This is a genomic window from Mycobacterium pinniadriaticum (genome assembly GCF_026242045.1).
Lineage (GTDB): Bacteria > Actinomycetota > Actinomycetes > Mycobacteriales > Mycobacteriaceae > Mycobacterium > Mycobacterium pinniadriaticum.
Genome location: NZ_JAPJDO010000008.1, coordinates 178,232 through 194,673 on the forward strand (window position 1 = coordinate 178,232; position 16,442 = coordinate 194,673).

The 16,442-nt window shown below is 67.3% G+C and carries 19 protein-coding genes; 10 read left to right on the top strand and 9 right to left on the bottom strand.

The genetic code is table 11. The features are described from left to right. Positions 1-144: 144 nt before the first annotated feature. Positions 145-975: a class I SAM-dependent methyltransferase gene (locus tag ORI27_RS12140; protein ID WP_265997092.1), complete on the top strand. Its 831-nt coding sequence runs from the start codon at positions 145-147 to the stop codon at positions 973-975. Between the two features lie 168 nt (positions 976-1,143). Beyond that, the gene (locus ORI27_RS12145) at positions 1,144-1,410 is read left to right on the top strand and encodes a hypothetical protein (protein WP_265997093.1); all 267 of its coding nucleotides are present in this window, start codon (positions 1,144-1,146) and stop codon (positions 1,408-1,410) included. Between the two features lie 64 nt (positions 1,411-1,474). On the opposite strand, the gene ORI27_RS12150 is transcribed toward ORI27_RS12145, so the two are convergent. The 5 genes from ORI27_RS12150 to nadD are packed head-to-tail and all read right to left on the bottom strand — an operon-like array spanning position 1,475 to position 4,767. After that, positions 1,475-2,329 (bottom strand): DegV family protein, encoded by an 855-nt coding sequence (locus ORI27_RS12150; protein ID WP_265997094.1) that lies wholly within the window; start codon positions 2,327-2,329, stop codon positions 1,475-1,477. A 3-nt stretch (positions 2,330-2,332) separates the two neighbouring features. After that, entirely contained in the window at positions 2,333-3,073 is a 741-nt protein-coding gene (octT, locus tag ORI27_RS12155; protein WP_265997095.1) for a diglucosylglycerate octanoyltransferase, read from the bottom strand. Then, entirely contained in the window at positions 3,063-3,731 is a 669-nt protein-coding gene (gene gpgP, locus ORI27_RS12160; RefSeq protein ID WP_265997096.1) for a glucosyl-3-phosphoglycerate phosphatase, read from the bottom strand. Before gpgP ends, octT begins: the two co-directional genes overlap by 11 nt. Continuing rightward, positions 3,728-4,105, bottom strand: coding sequence for a ribosome silencing factor (gene rsfS / locus ORI27_RS12165; protein WP_265997097.1), 378 nt, complete (start codon positions 4,103-4,105; stop codon positions 3,728-3,730). Before rsfS ends, gpgP begins: the two co-directional genes overlap by 4 nt. Then, positions 4,102-4,767 carry a nicotinate-nucleotide adenylyltransferase gene (nadD, locus tag ORI27_RS12170; RefSeq protein ID WP_265997098.1) on the bottom strand — a complete coding sequence of 222 codons (666 nt, stop codon included), beginning with the start codon at positions 4,765-4,767 and terminating at the stop codon, positions 4,102-4,104. The genes rsfS and nadD overlap by 4 nt, the downstream gene beginning before the upstream one ends. Before the next feature lie 150 nt (positions 4,768-4,917). On the opposite strand from nadD, the gene ORI27_RS12175 reads away from it, so the two are divergent. Beyond that, on the top strand, positions 4,918-6,099 hold the full coding sequence (locus ORI27_RS12175) for a PE-PPE domain-containing protein (RefSeq protein WP_266073947.1): 1,182 nt from the start codon (positions 4,918-4,920) through the stop codon (positions 6,097-6,099). Between the two features lie 86 nt (positions 6,100-6,185). Here ORI27_RS12175 and ORI27_RS12180 read toward each other — a convergent pair whose 3' ends face one another. From ORI27_RS12180 to ORI27_RS12190, 3 genes are read right to left on the bottom strand one after another with little or no spacing between them, the layout of a single operon-like run. Then, positions 6,186-7,631 (bottom strand): vWA domain-containing protein, encoded by a 1,446-nt coding sequence (locus ORI27_RS12180; protein WP_265997100.1) that lies wholly within the window; start codon positions 7,629-7,631, stop codon positions 6,186-6,188. A 10-nt stretch (positions 7,632-7,641) separates the two neighbouring features. Beyond that, positions 7,642-8,520, bottom strand: coding sequence for an AAA family ATPase (locus ORI27_RS12185; protein WP_265997101.1), 879 nt, complete (start codon positions 8,518-8,520; stop codon positions 7,642-7,644). A 19-nt stretch (positions 8,521-8,539) separates the two neighbouring features. Then, positions 8,540-9,793 carry a glutamate-5-semialdehyde dehydrogenase gene (locus ORI27_RS12190; RefSeq protein WP_265997102.1) on the bottom strand — a complete coding sequence of 418 codons (1,254 nt, stop codon included), beginning with the start codon at positions 9,791-9,793 and terminating at the stop codon, positions 8,540-8,542. A 67-nt stretch (positions 9,794-9,860) separates the two neighbouring features. On the opposite strand from ORI27_RS12190, the gene ORI27_RS12195 reads away from it, so the two are divergent. Genes ORI27_RS12195 through ORI27_RS12215 form a run of 5 tightly spaced genes read left to right on the top strand, consistent with a single transcriptional unit; the run spans position 9,861 to position 13,196 of the window. Next, complete coding sequence (locus ORI27_RS12195) at positions 9,861-10,715, top strand: ribokinase (RefSeq protein WP_265997103.1); 855 nt, start codon at positions 9,861-9,863, stop codon at positions 10,713-10,715. 33 nt (positions 10,716-10,748) lie between these two features. Continuing rightward, positions 10,749-11,570 (top strand): enoyl-CoA hydratase/isomerase family protein, encoded by an 822-nt coding sequence (locus ORI27_RS12200; RefSeq protein WP_265997104.1) that lies wholly within the window; start codon positions 10,749-10,751, stop codon positions 11,568-11,570. Positions 11,571-11,614: 44 nt separating this feature from the next. After that, on the top strand, positions 11,615-11,944 hold the full coding sequence (locus tag ORI27_RS12205; protein ID WP_265997105.1) for an ArsR/SmtB family transcription factor: 330 nt from the start codon (positions 11,615-11,617) through the stop codon (positions 11,942-11,944). Next, the gene (locus ORI27_RS12210) at positions 11,944-12,609 is read left to right on the top strand and encodes a cation transporter (RefSeq protein ID WP_265997106.1); all 666 of its coding nucleotides are present in this window, start codon (positions 11,944-11,946) and stop codon (positions 12,607-12,609) included. Before ORI27_RS12205 ends, ORI27_RS12210 begins: the two co-directional genes overlap by 1 nt. Continuing rightward, on the top strand, positions 12,591-13,196 hold the full coding sequence (locus ORI27_RS12215; RefSeq protein WP_265997107.1) for a methyltransferase family protein: 606 nt from the start codon (positions 12,591-12,593) through the stop codon (positions 13,194-13,196). Before ORI27_RS12210 ends, ORI27_RS12215 begins: the two co-directional genes overlap by 19 nt. On the opposite strand, the gene ORI27_RS12220 is transcribed toward ORI27_RS12215, so the two are convergent. Beyond that, complete coding sequence (locus ORI27_RS12220; protein ID WP_265997108.1) at positions 13,197-15,239, bottom strand: NAD(+) synthase; 2,043 nt, start codon at positions 15,237-15,239, stop codon at positions 13,197-13,199. 264 nt (positions 15,240-15,503) lie between these two features. Here ORI27_RS12220 and ORI27_RS12225 point away from each other — a divergent pair, with 264 nt between their 5' ends. Together ORI27_RS12225 and ORI27_RS12230 are read left to right on the top strand one after the other, a co-directional pair. Further along, a complete protein-coding gene (locus tag ORI27_RS12225; protein WP_265997109.1) occupies positions 15,504-15,770 on the top strand; it encodes a hypothetical protein in 267 nt (88 codons plus the stop codon). A 75-nt stretch (positions 15,771-15,845) separates the two neighbouring features. Further along, entirely contained in the window at positions 15,846-16,430 is a 585-nt protein-coding gene (locus ORI27_RS12230) for a YdcF family protein (protein WP_265997110.1), read from the top strand. Positions 16,431-16,442 lie beyond the last annotated feature (12 nt).

Sequence of the window (16,442 nt, forward strand, 5' to 3'; positions counted from 1 at the left end):
GGACAAACCTAGCGAGTTCGGAGACGGTTTGTCGGGAATGTCGGCATCCACCATCGTCTGATCGGTGGATACCGGGCGTGCGACGGCTAGCGAAGACTGACTGATTACCGAAAGCCGATCCTCGATCCCACAGGCAGGCGAGCCATGAACCAACCGGACTACGTACTGGGCCACTCGGATCACGAATTGGGTCGCCTCCGGCGCCAAGCCGCGCTCCTGGAGTCGACCACCCGGGAGTATCTGGCGGCCGCGGGCCTGGCACCCGGCATGCGAGTCCTCGACGTCGGAAGCGGGGCTGGAGATGTCGCGATGCTCGCCGCCGAGTTGACCACGCCCGGCGGGCGGGTGATCGGCACCGACACCGCGGCGGCCGCGGTGAGCGCGGCATCAGCTGCCGCGTCGGCCGCAGGCCTTTCCGATATCGTCCATTTCCGCAACGGCGACCCCGCCGCATTGACCTTCGACGAGCCATTCGACGCGATCGTCGGCCGCTACGTGCTCGTTTTCCAGGCGGATCCAGCCGCGATGCTTCGTCGAGTTTCTCGGCACCTGGCACCTGGCGGGATCGTGGTCTTTCACGAACCGGACTGGTGTGCAGTCCGCTCGTCGCCGCCGGCACCCACCTATGACCGGTGCTGCCGATGGATCATCGAGACCGTGGACAGGGCTCGGACTTCCTGGAACATGGCCGATCGTCTGCACCGGACCTTCACCGACGCGGGTTTGCCGGCGCCGACCTTGAGCATGCGAACCTTCATCGGGGTCGGTATCGCCGCGGAGGTCTGGTTGCGAGCCGTTGCCGACATCGTCGAGACGCTTCTCCCGACCATGGAGGCACTGGGATCGGCCACGGCTGCCGAGGTCGGGCTCGAAACCCTGGCAGAACGCCTCATCGACGAGATCCGAGAAACCCCCACCACGCTCATCGGACGCTCAGAGGTCGCAGCGTGGTGCCGCGGCGGGGAGAGCTCGTAGTCCACTGCGCCGCGTAAGCCACACTCTGAAGCGAAGCTGAAGAAAACGCACCACTGCACCGGATTTCAGCTTCGCTTCAGCTCACTGGGCGATGGTCAATGTCAGAAGCCGCCTCAACAGGATGGCCTCAGCTATCAAAACACCACGCACACAGGAGGATTAAGAGCAATGAGCAACAACACCATCGCTTCACGTATCGGCCGCATCGTCGCGCTCCCGATCATCGCCGGCGGGATCGCGCTCGGGTTGGCAGCGACGGCCAACGCCGCCGACGCCGCCGTGGGCCCCGATGTCCGTTCAGGCATGGTCGCCGCTCCCGAGGTCACCTCACAACCGGCCCCCGAGGCAATACCGGGGAGCTGGTACCACCGCCACAAGGTGCACCTGTACCCGCAGTCCAACGCGGCCCAGTTCACCCCTCCGGCCAGCAAGTAGTCGGTGTCTGTTCAGACATCCGCCCAATCCGGCCCTGCCCGATACGTTCGGGCAGGGCCGGTCGCTATGCCCGAATCGAATCGGTGGGGTCGAGGGCGACGACGATCCCCACCGCGCCGGTGCCGACGTGCACGCCGAGCACCGGGCCCAGGTCGGTGACGACGGCGTCGCCGCACCCGGGCAACGCTGCGGCCAGGGTCGCCGAGATCTCAGCCGCCGCGGCCGGATTGTCGATGTGGTGGACCGCGAGCGCGGCCCGCCGCTCGCCCACCAGCTCGAGAACCTGCTCGACCATCGCCGCCTGCGCCTTGGATGCGGTGCGCACCCGCTGGGCCAGCACCAGTCGGCCCTGCTCGTCGATGCGCAGCAGCGGCTTGAGGGCCAGCGCGGTCCCCAGCCACGACGCTGTCGTGCCGATCCGTCCACTGCGACGCAGGTTGTCCAGCCGGTGGACCACGATATAGGCGTGAACCCGGGACACCGCCGATTGCGCCTCGGCGGCAACGGTTTCCAGGTCCGCTCCATTGAATGCCGCTCGGGCAGCCGCCAGGGCGACGAAGCCTGTGCCCATCGCCGTCGATTTCGAGTCGACCACCCGCACGGCTCCGCCGAATTCACGCGCGGCGTATTCGGCGGCGCCCAGCGTGCTGGACAGCTCTGCGGAGATGTGGACGGCCACCACGCCCTCCCCTCCGCTGTCACGCAGCGCGTCCCGGTAGGCCTCAGCCAGTTCGGTCGGGGTGGCACCGGCGGTACTCACGTGCCCCCGCTGGTACAGATCGGCCGGGACAGGGTCCACCCCGTCGCGAAGATCGCGGCCTTCGATCAGAATATGCAGCGGCACAACGCGGATACCGCAGGACCGGACATCATCGGCTGGCAGCCGAGCCGACGAGTCGGTGACCACGACGACGGCCATGGGTTAGTCGAGCGGCTTGTCGTGTGGAACACCCACTTCGGCAAGTGCCTTGAGCATCAGATCGGCGACACTCTGGTGTGCTTCGAAATTCCAATGGATACCGTCCGGATTGCCACGGCCGGCCAGGACCTCATCGGCCACCGCGGCCTTCAGGTCGACCACCGGAATGGCGTGCTCGGCAGCCCATTCGGTGATCGCGGCAACCGTACCCGGTCGCCCGCGATGAGACATGCCGTAGGTGGGCGCAATGTGAACCGATGGTACCGAGGCGACAATCGGAATGCCTGGCCGGTTGAAATCCAGTGCACCACGGGTCATCTCAAGGTATTCCACCGTCAGATTCGGGGGTAGCGCGGGCCGCGCCATCGGCGACAGCTTGGGCTGCGCCCAACCGTACCCATCCCGAATCCAGCGGCGCAGCCATGACGGGCGCACGTAGCGGATGAGCTCGCGCAGCGCCGTCGGCAGCGGCGAGGGCAACGAGTCCATGCCACTGGTCGCGAAGATCACCGCGCCCGCGCGCGGCAACGCGGCCCACGCCCGGGGGTCCTGGGTCGCCGCCCACCACACGTCGCGGCTGGTCCACCCGATCCGGCCGATCAACTCGATATCCCAATCGAGTTGTCGAGCAACGATATTGGGCCAAATCCGTGGATCGTCGGAGGGTAGACCGCCTTGCGGGCCGTAGTACGACAGCGAATCGCAGAAGATCAGCAGGGTCGGGCGGGCAGCCTCAGAGGACATCATTGGCCACCTGGGCGGAGGCGTTCCATACATCGAGACGCCAGCGGATCTCGTCGAAGGGGGCATCGTCGGCGCCGTGCCCGGACAGCTGCGCCCAGCTGGCGTTGCCCATTCCGCCCAGCACGGGCCAGCTGTCGACGGGCAGGGCGAGCAGCGCCGCGCACAGCGCCGCGATCAACCCGCCGTGGGCCACCAGCACCAGCGGCCGGTCGGGCTCCTCGAGGCCCCACTCCGGTTCCCCGGCAACCAATTCGGCGACCAGCGGCACACTACGGTCCGCGACGTCGATGCGACTTTCGCCCCCGTGCGGGGCCCAGGTGGCGTCGTCGCGCCAGGCCAGCCGTGCTCCCGGTGCGGCCGCGTCCACCTGGTGGTGTGTGAGCCCCTGCCAGTCGCCGAGGTGGGTCTCCCGCAGCCGGGTATCCACCTGGACCCGCAACCCGGTGCGCTCCCCCAGCGCCACCCCGGTGTCATACGCGCGGCGTAGGTCCGATGAGACGATCAACAGCGGCTGGCGCTTGGCCAGCACCTCGGCGGCGGCGACGGCCTGCGCCCGGCCCAGATCGGTCAACTCGGTGTCGAGCTGACCCTGCATGCGGCTGCCGGCGTTGTATTCCGTCTGTCCGTGCCGCAGCATGACCAGGCGCCGCACCCTCACGGGACCTCCTCGACATCATCAAGGTCGACGTCCACCAGCGGGCAGTCCCGCCACAACCGGTCCAGGGCGTAGAAGTTGCGCTCCTCCTGATGCTGGATGTGCACCACGATGTCGACGTAGTCCAGCAGCACCCACCGGCCTTCCCGGGTGCCCTCCCGCCGCGCCGGCTTGTGTCCGGCCAGTCGCATCTTCTCTTCGACCTCGTCGACGATCGCATTGACCTGTCGTTCGTTGGATGCCGAGGCGATCACGAAGCAATCGGTGATGACCAGCTGGCCGGACACGTCGATCACGACGACATCCTGCGCGAGTTTGGCCGCGGCGGCACGGGCGGCCACCGTGGCCATCTGGACGGCTTCGTCGGACGCGGTCACGTGGTGGTCTCCTCGATTCTGGTGACGGCTGGCCGGCCTGTCTTGCCCGCCGGACTGTAGAGACGGCGTTTGGACACGTATTGCACGACGCCGTCGGGCACCAGGTACCAGATCGGGCGGTTTCCGGCGGCGCGGGCGCGGCAGTCGGTGGATGAGATCGCCAGCGCGGGGACCTCGACCAGGCTCAGCGCCTCCTCGGGGAGCTGGTCGAAAGCGGCGACGATGTGCTGACCGTTGAGTTCGTAGCCGGGACGGCTGACGCCGACGAACTTGGCGAGCGCGAACAGCTCCTCCCAGTTCTGCCAGGACAGGATCGAGGCCAGCGCGTCTGCTCCGGTGATGAAGAACAGGTCGGCGTCGGGGTTGAGGGCACGCAGATCGCGCAGGGTGTCATTGGTGTAGGTGGGTCCGCCGCGGTCGATGTCGACCCGGCTGACCGAGAACCGCGGGTTGGACGCGGTGGCGATGACCGTCATCAGGTAGCGGTCCTCGGGCGGGGTCACCTCCCGGGACTTCTGCCAGGGCTGGCCGGTGGGTACGAACACCACCTCGTCGAGATCGAAGAGGTCGGCCACCTCGCTGGCGGCGACCAGGTGGCCGTGGTGGATGGGATCGAATGTCCCACCCATCACGCCGAGCCTGCGCCGAGCCGAGGAAACCACGATTGACCAGCTTACGGGAGGCGGCGCGACGGTTCGCGACGCTCACGAGCCGCCGCTCTGACTGTGCGCTGGCAAATATCTTCCCGGGGAATCGTCGCAATTCAGGTAGCATTTCGCCCCGAGTCGAGTTATCCGATCAAGGGGTCATTGATGATGAGTTTCGGTAGCCGACGCCTGGCACTGCCTGTGACGAGTGTGGCCGCTGTGGCCGCTGCACTGGCGGTGGGCCTGACCCCGACGGTGTCCACCGCCCCGGCGCTCACCGCGGCGACGGTGGATTATCTTCGCGGCACGAATATCGGCTGGACACCCACCGATCAGCAGTATCGCGACTTCGTCTCGCGGGTCCTGGACGGCACCGGCACCCCCGCCGATCCGCCCGCCCCGAGCGGTTTCGTCGACTACAACGCCGGCTTCTGGCCGGTCTCGAACAACGGGATCTTCGATCTCACGTGGAATGCGTCCGTCGCGCAGGGCGTAGCGCATCTGGAGGCCAAGGATCCCGAAAGCGACGTCGTGTTCGGACTGTCGCAGGGCGCGGTCGTGGTGTCCCGCTACAAGGCCGCGCACCCCGAGGGAACCGGCAACACCTTCGTCGTCGTGGAGAACCCGAGCCGGCCCAATGGCGGCGTGCTGGAAAGGTTCGCCGGGCTCTACATTCCGATTCTCAACATCACCTTCACCGGCGCCACCCCCGACAACGGAGATCTGACGATCGATGTCGCACGCCAATACGACGGCTGGGCCGACTTCCCCACCTACCCGCTGAACCTGCTGGCGACGGCCAACGCCATCATGGGCATGATCTACGTCCACGGGCAGACGCAGACCGAACTGACCGCCATCGACATCGAAGCCGCCAAGGCGGGCGGCAACGCGTACTACCAAGTGCACGGGGATACCACGTATTACCTCGTTCGCACCCCGTTGGTTCCGCTGTTGATCCCGCTCAAGGGCTACGTGCCCGACCCGGTTCTGAACGCCATCGATCCGGTGTTGCGGAAGTTCATCGAGATGGGTTACGACCGCACGGACTACAGCGCGCCGACCCGCGCGAAGTTGTTCCCCCCGATCAGCTTGCCCAGCCTGCCTTCGCCCACCGCGGCGCAGAACACCGTCACGCCCGCGGAGGCGACGAGCACCGTCACGCCGACCGCGAAAGCGGTCCGTTCAGCGGCGAGCGCGCCGAAGGCCAGCACCCCGAGGGCAAGCACCCCGAGAGCCACCGCAGCCAAGGCCGGTGCGCCGAAGAAGGCCGCGGGCACGGGCACCGGCAACCATCAGAAGGGCACCGGCGGCAGCGCCAGGCCCTCGAAGGCCTCCAGCGACTAGGACAGCCGTGACCTAACTGAGCTCGAGATCGACGAATTGGCGAGATTTACTCACACTTACCCTGCCAAATGTCGGTTTGGGCGAAATCAGACCGGCAGCAGCTGGTCGATCACCGCGGCAAGCTGCTTGGCCGAACGGCATTCGTGCATCGTGATGACGTCCTCGTACCGCGGCACCGCCGAATCGCCACTGCCCCACAGGTGCCGGGGTTCCGGATTCAGCCAGTGCGCATGCCGGCTGGCGCTGACCATGTGGGCCAGGATGTCGGTGGCGGGGTTGCGGTAGTTCGTGCGCGCGTCGCCGAGCACCAGCAGCGAGCTGCGCGGGGAGAGCACATTGTGAAAGTTCTCGGTGAACGAGACGAAAGCGTTGCCGTAGTCGGAGTGCCCGTCGCGGGTGTAGACCCCCGCTTCCCGGGTGATGCGCTGAATGGCGACGGCGAGGTCGGCGTCGGGGCCGAACAGGTGCGTCACTTCGTCGGTGGTGTCGATGAAGGCGAACACCCGCACCCGAGAGAACTGCTGCCGCAGAGCGTGTACCAGCTGCAGGGTGAAGTGGCTGAAGCCGGCCACCGAACCCGAGACATCGCACAGCACAACGAGTTCCGGCCGCGCCGGTCGCGGCTTGCGCAGCACGACATCGATCGGCACTCCGCCGGTCGACATCGACTTGCGCAGCGTCTTGCGCAAATCGATCGCCCCGGCTCGGTGACGCCGCCGTTTGGCCGCCAACCGAGTGGCCAGCATCCGGGCCAGAGGTTGGACCGTTTTGCGCATCTGGCGCAGTTGATCGCCGGAGGCCCGCAGGAATTCCACGTTCTCGGCCAACTGCGGAATGCCGTACATCTGGACGTGGTCGCGGCCGAGCTGTTCGGCGGTGCGCCGTTTGGTCTCGCTTTCCACCATCCGGCGCAACTGCGCGATCTTCTGCGCGGCAACCGCTTTGGCGATCTGCTCCTGGGTGGGGGTCGGCTCGTCGTCGTGCGGTGCCAGCAGGCCGGCCAGCAGCCGGCCTTCCAGTTCATCCAGGCCCATCGCCTTGAGCGCCTGATACGACGAGTACGACGGGCCTCGGCTGGAACTGTACCGGCCGTAGGCTTCGACGATCTGGGCGATCATCGCGACCAGTCGCTCGTCCATGTCGCCGATGTCGGGGTTGTCCTCCAGCAGATCCAGCAGCATTTGCCGCATCGCTTCGATGTCCTCGGGCGGCAGCCCCTGCTGGGGATCCTCATCGGCGTCCTCGTCGACCACGACGGCGCGGCCGCCGAGCGCCGCCGGCCACCACAGGTCGAACAGCGCGTCATAGGTCTGCCGGTGGTCGGCGCGGCGCAACACCGCGCAGGCCAGACCTTCACGCAGCGCCTCGCGCTCACCGAGGCCCAGCACGGTCAGCACCCGGCCCGCGTCGACCGTTTCGGATGGTCCGACCGAAATCCCCTGGGCACGTAAGGCTTCGACGAATCCGACAAGGTGGCCGGGCAGCCCGTGCGGAGCCAGCGGTTGTGGGGGGCGCACCCTGCGGACGGCCATCTGGTGTCTCCTAGTTCAGCCGCAGTTCGCCGGAGGCACGCTGCTGGTCGGACTGGTGTTTGAGCACGACACCGAGGGTCGCGGCGATGGTCGCGTCGTCAATGGTGTCGAGCCCCAGCGCCAGGATGGTTCGGCCCCAGTCGATGGTCTCGGCCACCGAGGGCACCTTCTTGAGCTGCATACCGCGCAGCACGCCGATGATGCGGACCAGTTCGATGGCCAGCGACTCGGGCAGTTCGGGCACCCGGGACAGCAGGATGCGCCGTTCGAGGTCCGGATCGGGGAAATCGATGTGCAGGAACAGGCAACGACGTTTGAGCGCCTCCGAGAGCTCCCGGGTGGCGTTGGAGGTCAGCACCACGAACGGGGTGCGTGACGCGGTGATGGTGCCCAGCTCTGGCACGGTGACCGCGAAATCGCTCAGTACCTCCAGCAGGAGGCCCTCGATCTCGATGTCGGCCTTGTCGGTTTCGTCGATGAGCAGGACGGTGGGCTCGGTGCGGCGGATAGCGGTCAGCAGCGGGCGGGACAGCAGGAATTCCTCGCTGAAGATGTCGGACTTGGCCTGGTCCCAATCGTTCGAGCCGGACTGCATCCGCAGGATCTGCTTGGCGTGGTTCCACTCGTAGAGGGCGCGCGCCTCGTCGACACCCTCGTAGCACTGCAGACGTACCAGCCCCGATCCGGTGGTCTGGGCGACCGCGCGGGCCAGCTCGGTCTTGCCGACACCGGCCGGACCCTCGACCAGGAGCGGCTTGCCCAGCCGGTCGGCGAGGAACACCGCGGTGGCGGTCGCGGTATCGGGCAGATAGCCGGTCTCGGCGAGCCGCTTGGCGACATCATCGATGTCGCTGAACAGCGGTGCCGGCCGGGCTGGGGTTTCCGTCACGGGTTCTCCTGTCGTCGCCTCAGGCAGGTCGAGTATGGCCGTCTCCCCAGACGATCCACTTGGTTGACGTCAATTCGGGCAGACCCATCGGGCCGCGGGCGTGCAGCTTCTGGGTGGAGATGCCGATCTCGGCTCCGAAGCCGAACTGTTCACCGTCGGTGAACGCCGTGGAGGCGTTGACCATGACCGCGGCGGCGTCGACGCGTTCGGTAAAAATCTGTGCTGCAGCGAGATTGGTGGTGACTATGGCCTCGGTGTGCCCGGTGCCGTAGGTGTTGATGTGGTCGATCGCGGCGTCGAGACCGTCGACCGTGGCTACCGCGATGTCCATCGACAAGAACTCTGCCCGCAGCTCGTCCTCGGTCGGGTCGTCGTGGACGGTGACACCGGCTTGTCGCAGTGCGCCCACCAGCCGCGGCAGGGCCGTACCGGCGATGGCCTTGTCGACCAGCAGCGTCTCGGCGGCGTTGCAGACGCTGGGCCGCCGCGTCTTGGCGTTGAGAATGATTCGCTCGGCCATGTCCAGGTCGGCGGCGGAGTGGACGTAGACGTGACAGTTGCCGACGCCGGTTTCGATGGTGGGCACCGTAGCGTCGCGCACGACGGCGTCGATCAGTCCGGCGCCACCGCGTGGGATCACCACGTCGACCAGGCCGCGGGCCTGGATGAGGTGAGTGACGCTCGAACGATCGGTGCTGGGCAGCAGTTGTACGGCGTCCTCGGGCAGCCCTTCGCCGGCCAGTGCGCCGCGCAGTGCGGTGACCAGTTCCGCGTTGGAGTGCGCGGCCGATGAGCTGCCGCGCAGCAGGACGGCGTTGCCGGACTTGAGGGTGAGGCCGAACGCGTCGACGGTCACGTTGGGCCGGCCCTCGTAGACGATCCCGATCACGCCGAGGGGAACCCGTTGTTGGCGCAGCCGCAGCCCGTTGGGCAGCGTGCGACCGCGCAGGACCTCGCCGATCGGGTCGGGCAGCCCGGCGACCTGGCGCAGGCCGGCGGCGATGCCGTCGATGCGCTGGGGATTGAGTGCCAGTCGGTCGAGCATGGCCTCGGCGGTGCCCGCGGCCCGGGCGGCGTCGAGGTCGGCGGCGTTGGCGGCCAGGATCTGGTGGGTGTGGGCCAGCACGGCATCCGCGGCGGCGTGCAGCGCCCGGTCTTTGACGGTGGTGGTCAGCGATGCGAGCGTGCGGGAGGCGACCCGCGACCGGCGGGCGGCCTCCAGCACCTCGTCGCGCAAGTCCACATCGTGGGCGACCGGCGCTTGGACACTCATTACCCCAGGGTATCGGTCTCCCCACCAACCGGCAGGTGGGGGCCGGCCCCGGACTAATCTCAGCCGGGTGGCACGGGTATGCGTAGTGGGCAGCGTAAACGTCGACCAGTTCTTCCGCGTCGCGGCTCTGCCGGGGGCCGGAGAGACGGTCTTGGCATCAGCGGTGACCGTCGCTCCGGGCGGCAAAGGCGGTAATCAAGCCGTCGCCGCCGCCCGCGCCGGTGCCAGGGTGCAGTTCGTCGGCGCGATCGGCGCCGATCCGGCCGGCATCCGGCTGCGGGCACATCTGAGCGCCAACGGCGTCGGCCTCGACGGTCTCGAAGAGCTGTCGGGGGCCAGCGGCAGTGCGGTGATCCTGGTGGACGATCGCGGCGAGAACATGATCGTGGTGGCCCCCGGCGCCAACGGGCATCTGACGTTGGCTTCGGCGGGGGCTCGCGCGGTCATCGCCGAATGCGAGGTGTTGCTGGTCCAGTTGGAGGTGCCGATCTCGACGGCGGTGGCCGCCGCGCGGGAAGCGCGCTCGGTGGGAGCGATCGTCATCGTCAACGCCTCCCCGGTCAGCGCCGATCCCGGCCTGAGCGAGCTGGCCACCGTCACCGACGTCGTGATCGTCAACGAATCCGAGGAACCGCACTGGACATGGCCGACCCCGCATCGGGTGGTCACCCGGGGCGCTCGCGGGGCGACCTACCGGGGCCCCGCCGGCGAGCTCCAGATGTCCAGTCCCGACGTGGAGGCGATCGATACCACCGGTGCGGGAGACGTCTTCGCCGGTGTGCTCGCCGCGGACTGGATGACCGGCCATCGGCGTGCCCTCGAGCGGGCCTGTGCGGCCGGGGCATTGGCGACCCTGGTCGCCGGCGCCGGTGACTGTGCACCGCTGCGCGAGGCGATCGAGGACGCCCTCACCCGGAACTGAACGCCCTACCGTTGTGGCGATAGTCTGCACGCGATGACACACAGCGACACACCGCGGCCACCTGAGGGTGACTGGCTGGGAACCCCGTTTTTGAAGTTCAGCCGGGAAGGCGCGTTCGGGGTGTGCACCCTGGACCGACCCGAAGCCCGCAACGCGATGACCCCGGCGATGTACTTCGGCATCAAGTACGCCGTCAACCACGTTGGATCGGATCCCGACCTGGCCGGCCTGCTCATCACCGGCACCGGCGACGTCTTCGCCCCGGGCGGCGATATGGGCGGCGGCGGGGTGGACAACTGGCTGACCTTCGGCGCGGCGCTGGGCATGGACGCCCTGCCGTTCGACACCCTGCGCCAATCCGCGAAGCCGGTGGTGGCGGCGGTCAACGGACTGTGCCAGGGCGGTGGACTGCAGATCGCGCTGTGCGCCGACATGGCGGTGGTCAGCGACCGCGCGACGTTCCGCGTTCCGGAGCTCTACCGCGGGATCGCCGACACGTACTACAGCCAGATGCTGGCGCGGCTGATCGGCCCGGTCCGCACCCGCGACCTGATGTTCACCGGCCGCACGCTGAACGCCGAGGAAGCCCTGGACTGGGGCATGGTCGCACGGGTGGTTCCGCACGAGGACCTGGCCGATGCGGCCCGCGAGGTGCTCGCTCAGTGTTGCCGCACCGCGCCGGACGCCCGGTCGGTGGTGAAGGCCAGCCTGGACAACTACCTGGGCCTCTACGACCGGATCGGGATGCAGCGCAGCCTCGGCTCACCGGAGTCGATCGAGGGTTTCATGGCGTTCAAGGAACGCCGCTCCCCCGACTGGGTGCATCCAGACTTGCGTATCGACGGCAGGCTATAAGGTTCAGCCTTTTCTGAATACAGACCTGGCTGTACTGTCGTGGGATGCAGACCGTCATCAACCGCGACGCGCTCGCTCGATTCGGCGGCGCTCTTTCCGATCCCACCCGCGCCGAAATCCTGCTCCTGCTGCGCGAAAGCCCGAGCTATCCGTCGGGCCTGGCCGACAAGATCGGTGTATCGCGCCAGATCCTGTCCAATCACCTGGCCTGCCTGCGCGGCTGCGGGCTGGTGGTCGCCGAACCCGAGGGCCGGCGCAGCCGCTATGAACTGGCCGACGCCCGGATCGCCAAGGCACTCGACGATCTGATCGGGCTGGTATTGACGGTCGACCCGGCGTGCTGCCCCGCCGCCGACACCGACGACTGCTGCTGATGGCGACCGTCTCGCCCACGGTTCGCGGCCGGCTGAAGAGACGGATCCGCCTGCTGGTGACGGCCACGATCGCCTACAACATCGTAGAGGCGGCGGTCGCTCTCACCGAGGGCGCACGGGTTTCCTCGGCGGCGCTGATCGGTTTTGGTCTGGACTCGCTGATCGAGGTGTCCTCCGCGGCCGCGATCGCCTGGCAGTTCGCGGCGAAAGACCCGGAGACGCGCGAGAAAGCAGCACTGCGGTTTGTCGCCTTCTCGTTTTTTGCGCTGGCAGTTTACGTAACCGTAGACGCGACCCTGGCGTTGATCGGACTGCAGGAACCTCGACATTCAGCGATTGGCATCGGACTCGCGGCCGTCAGCCTGGTGATCATGCCGATGCTGTCGCTGGCTCAGCGCCGCGCCGGCCGGGAACTCGGTTCAGTGTCGGCGGTGGCCGATTCCAAGCAGACCCTGCTGTGCACATACCTCTCGGCGGTTCTGCTGGCGGGGCTGTTGCTCAACACGCTGGCCGGGTGGTGGTGGGCCGACCCGATCGCCGCGCTGGCGATCGCCGGTGTGGCCGCACGGGAAGGTCTGCAAGCCTGGCGCGGCGACACCTGCTGCGCACCCGCCACCGTTGACGACTGCTGCCCGGGAGAGACACTGTGCCCACCATCGCACTGATACTGTTCGCCGTCTTCGCCGCACTCGGATTCGGCTGGCGCAGTTGGAAACAGCACCGCCGCACGGGGTCGACCGGATTTCGCGGTATCAGCGGGCACCTGGGCTCGGTGGAATGGTTGGCCGGCGTGGGGTTCGTGGTGGCGCTGATCTGCGCAGTGGCCGCACCCGCCCTGCAGCTCGCCGGTGCCATCACTCCCCTTGCCGTCCTGGTCGCGCCGTGGATTCAGTTGACAGGCATCGCATTCGCGGTGTTCGGTACCGTGATGATGGTGTGGGCGCAGCTCGACATGGGCGACTCGTGGCGCATTGGGGTCGACGACAACGAGACGACGACGCTGGTTCGCACCGGTTTGTTCGGCCGGGTGCGCAATCCGATCTTCAGCGCGATGCTGCTGTTTGGACTCGGCCTGGCGCTAACCACCCCGAACATCGTGGCTGTCATTGCCTTTGCACTGCTGGTCGGGTCGATCGAGGTGCAGGTCCGGCTGGTAGAAGAGCCGTACCTGCTGAGGGTGCACGGGCAGGCCTACCGGGACTACGTCGAAACGGTAGGTCGTTTCGTTCCCGGCGTCGGCGAGCGCTGCTGATCAATCCTCGGGGATCTCGCGCTCGATCTCGGCCAGCCAGATCCGCGCCGACATATCCGACGGCGCCCGCCAGTCGCCACGCGGCGACAACGAGCCGCCGTGGGACACCTTGGGTCCGTTCGGCAGTGCCGAACGCTTGAATTGGCTGAACGAGTAGTACCGCTGCGCGAAGACTTGCAGCCAGTGCCGGATCTCCTTGAGCGAGTATGCGGGTCGCTTACCTTCCGGGAATCCCGTTGGCCAGCTTCCGCTGTCGGGATCACTCCAGGCGTGCCAGGCCAGAAACGCGATCTTGGACGGCCGGAAGCCGTGCCGCAATACCTGGAACAGCGAGAAGTCCTGCAGCGAGTACGGACCCACCTTGGCTTCGCTGCTCTGGATCTCTTCGTCCTCGCCGGTGGGCACCAGCTCGGGCGTGATTTCGGTGTCGAGCACCGACTGCAGGATCTCGCCGACCTCATCCTCGAACTGCCCAGAGGAGATGACCCACCGAATCAGGTGCTGGATCAAGGTTTTCGGCACGCCCGCGTTGACATTGTAGTGTGACATCTGATCACCGACCCCGTAGGTGGACCAGCCCAGAGCGAGTTCGGACAGGTCACCCGTGCCGAGCACGATGCCGCCACGCTGATTGGCCAGCCGGAACAGATAGTCGGTGCGCAGACCCGCCTGCACGTTCTCGAACGTGACGTCGTAGACCTGTTCACCTCGGGAGAACGGATGACCGATCTCGGTCAGCATCAGTGCCGCGGTGTCCTTGATATCGATTTCGGCGAATGTGACGCCCAGAGCGCGTGACAGCTTGATCGCATTGTTCTTGGTGCGCTCGCCGGTGGCGAAACCCGGCAGCGTGAACGCGAGAATGTCGCTGCGCGGCCGGCCTTCCCGGTCCATGGCGTGCGCCGCCACGATCAGCGCGTGGGTGGAGTCCAGCCCACCGGAGACGCCGATCACGACCTTGGGGTAGTTCAGCGCGCGCAACCGCTGCTCGAGGCCGGCAACCTGGATGTTGTACCCCTCGTAGCAGTCCTGCTCCAGCCGAAGGGGATCGCTCGGCACGAACGGAAAGCGTTCCACCTCCCGCATCAGGCCGATGTCTCCGCTGGGGGCATCGAGCTGGAAACCGATGCGCCGGAACGACTTCAAACTGTCCCGATGGTGACGCCGGTTGTCGTCGAAGGTGCCCATCCGCAGCCGCTCGGCGCGCAGCAGGTCGAGATCGACGTCGGCGACCGAGCGGCGCTCCCCGATCGGGAAGCGTTCGGATTCGGCCAGCAGCCTGCCATTCTCGTAGATCATCGTCTGACCGTCCCAGGCCAGATCGGTGCTGGATTCGCCTTCCCCGGCGGCCGCGTAAAGATAGGCCGCCAGGCAGCGCGCCGAGGCCGAGCGGGCCAGCAGCTTGCGGTCTTCGGCCCGGCCTATGGTGATCGGGCTGCCGGAGAGGTTGGCCAGCACCGTCGCACCCGCCAGCGCGGCCTGCGCACTCGGCGGCACCGGCACGAACATGTCCTCGCAGATCTCGACGTGCAGCACCAGCCCGGACACGTCGTCGGCGGCGAACAGCAGATCCGGACCGAATGGCACCTCGGCTCCGCCGATGCGAATCATGCCGTGCACATCATCACCGGCGGCGACCTGACGCCGCTCGTAGAACTCGCGGTAGGTGGGCAGGTAGGACTTCGGCGCCACCCCGAGCACCGCGCCGCGGTGAATCACCACCGCGGTGTTGTAGATGCGGTGCAGGTAACGCAGCGGCGCACCCACCACCAGTACGGGGAACAGATCGGCCGACCTGGCGACGATGTCCAGCAGGGCGTCCTCGACGGCGTCGAGCAGCGAATCCTGCAACAGAATGTCCTCGAGGGAGTAACCCGACAGGGTGAGCTCGGGAAACACCGCCACCGCGACGCTGTCGTCGTGGCAGGCGCGCGCGATCCGCAGCACCGACTCGGCGTTGGCGGCGGGGTCCGCCAGCACCGTGCGGTGGGTGCAGGCGGCCAACCGCACGAAGCCGTGCCGGTAGGCGGAGTAGAAATCCATGCCCCATTGTTGCTCGCCGCCCCTGGTGCCGAAACGGGAACCCGCTCTTCAGGCATCTTCCTTGCCTGCGATCGACGTGGCGTGACCTGCATCACATCAGCGGGATCGAGTGGTGCGCGTTACCACTGTGGTTGTGGCTCAAGGCTTTTGCGTGTCGCATGGGCAGCTTCCGAGTAGGCTCTACGCGTTCCTTCACGTGGTCACGGTCGTAGGTTTCTGGCATGAGGCCGAACTTCGTCGGCCGACCAGATCGGGGGATCCACCATGACATCCGTACACGCACCCGTGCATCAATCGCCGTCCCGCGTCGTCGACACCCGTCCGACAGTGCTGATCACCGAGCACGAGGTGAAGCTGTTGACGGCAGCGGCCATCGCGGCACCGGTGCCGGACCAGCCCGGGCTGCTGTCGCGGTGGATCGCGAACCACCGGGCGGCACGCGACGCTCGACGGCGTCGCCAGCGGTACTCGCCGGCGCACTACGACTTCCTGGAGCACTCGGCGATGGCCCGGGCGATGGAGAGGCTGTGAACGCCGTAACGCGGTAACGACCACGCACGTCCGCGCGATTACGTCCACAGCAGTTCACAACGGGTCGGAGGTAACGTGCGACGTCGATGGAAGGCCGCCTGCGGCGCTCTGCTCCTGGCCGTCGCCACCATGTCGGGTGAACTCGTGCCCGCCGCCGCTCAAGCCGCCCCGGTACCAGCACCCGCCACCAAGGACTTCTCCAAACCGGCGATCGTCGTCCTGGGCTATGGCCTGCTGCCCGACGGCTCGATGCGGATGATCTTGCGCCGCCGCGTGCTGACCGGGTTGGCCGTCGCCCAGATGTTCCCGCACTCGCCGATCATCGTCACCGGCGGCAACCCGCGGAACGGCGTGACCGAGGCCGCGCAGATGCGCCGCATGCTGTTGCTCCTCGGCTTTCCCGACAGCCGGATCATCGTGGAGGACAAGGCCAACAGCACGGTGCAGAATGCGCAGTTCTCGGTGCCGCTGGCCCAACAGGCCGGCACCTCGGGCATCATCCTGGTGACGTCGACAACTCATCAGGGGCGCGCCGACGGCGATTTCGTCGATGCCGGCGCCAACCTGCTGGCCACCGTGAGCTACCCGGACGGCAATCCGACGGTCAACGTGACCCAGTTCGCCCACGACATTCTGAGCCCGTTCACCGACTTCGGCTGACGTTCGGCCCAC

Coding starts and splice junctions, on each gene's coding strand:
- ORI27_RS12140 (WP_265997092.1), top strand. CDS start 145: ATGAACCAACCGGACTACGTACTGGGCCACTCGGATCACGAATTGGGT.
- ORI27_RS12145 (WP_265997093.1), top strand. CDS start 1,144: ATGAGCAACAACACCATCGCTTCACGTATCGGCCGCATCGTCGCGCTC.
- ORI27_RS12150 (WP_265997094.1), bottom strand. CDS start 2,329: ATGGCCGTCGTCGTGGTCACCGACTCGTCGGCTCGGCTGCCAGCCGAT.
- octT (WP_265997095.1), bottom strand. CDS start 3,073: ATGTCCTCTGAGGCTGCCCGCCCGACCCTGCTGATCTTCTGCGATTCG.
- ORI27_RS12175 (WP_266073947.1), top strand. CDS start 4,918: ATGATGAGTTTCGGTAGCCGACGCCTGGCACTGCCTGTGACGAGTGTG.
- ORI27_RS12180 (WP_265997100.1), bottom strand. CDS start 7,631: ATGGCCGTCCGCAGGGTGCGCCCCCCACAACCGCTGGCTCCGCACGGG.
- ORI27_RS12190 (WP_265997102.1), bottom strand. CDS start 9,793: ATGAGTGTCCAAGCGCCGGTCGCCCACGATGTGGACTTGCGCGACGAG.
- ORI27_RS12200 (WP_265997104.1), top strand. CDS start 10,749: ATGACACACAGCGACACACCGCGGCCACCTGAGGGTGACTGGCTGGGA.
- ORI27_RS12205 (WP_265997105.1), top strand. CDS start 11,615: ATGCAGACCGTCATCAACCGCGACGCGCTCGCTCGATTCGGCGGCGCT.
- ORI27_RS12210 (WP_265997106.1), top strand. CDS start 11,944: ATGGCGACCGTCTCGCCCACGGTTCGCGGCCGGCTGAAGAGACGGATC.
- ORI27_RS12220 (WP_265997108.1), bottom strand. CDS start 15,239: ATGGATTTCTACTCCGCCTACCGGCACGGCTTCGTGCGGTTGGCCGCC.
- ORI27_RS12225 (WP_265997109.1), top strand. CDS start 15,504: ATGACATCCGTACACGCACCCGTGCATCAATCGCCGTCCCGCGTCGTC.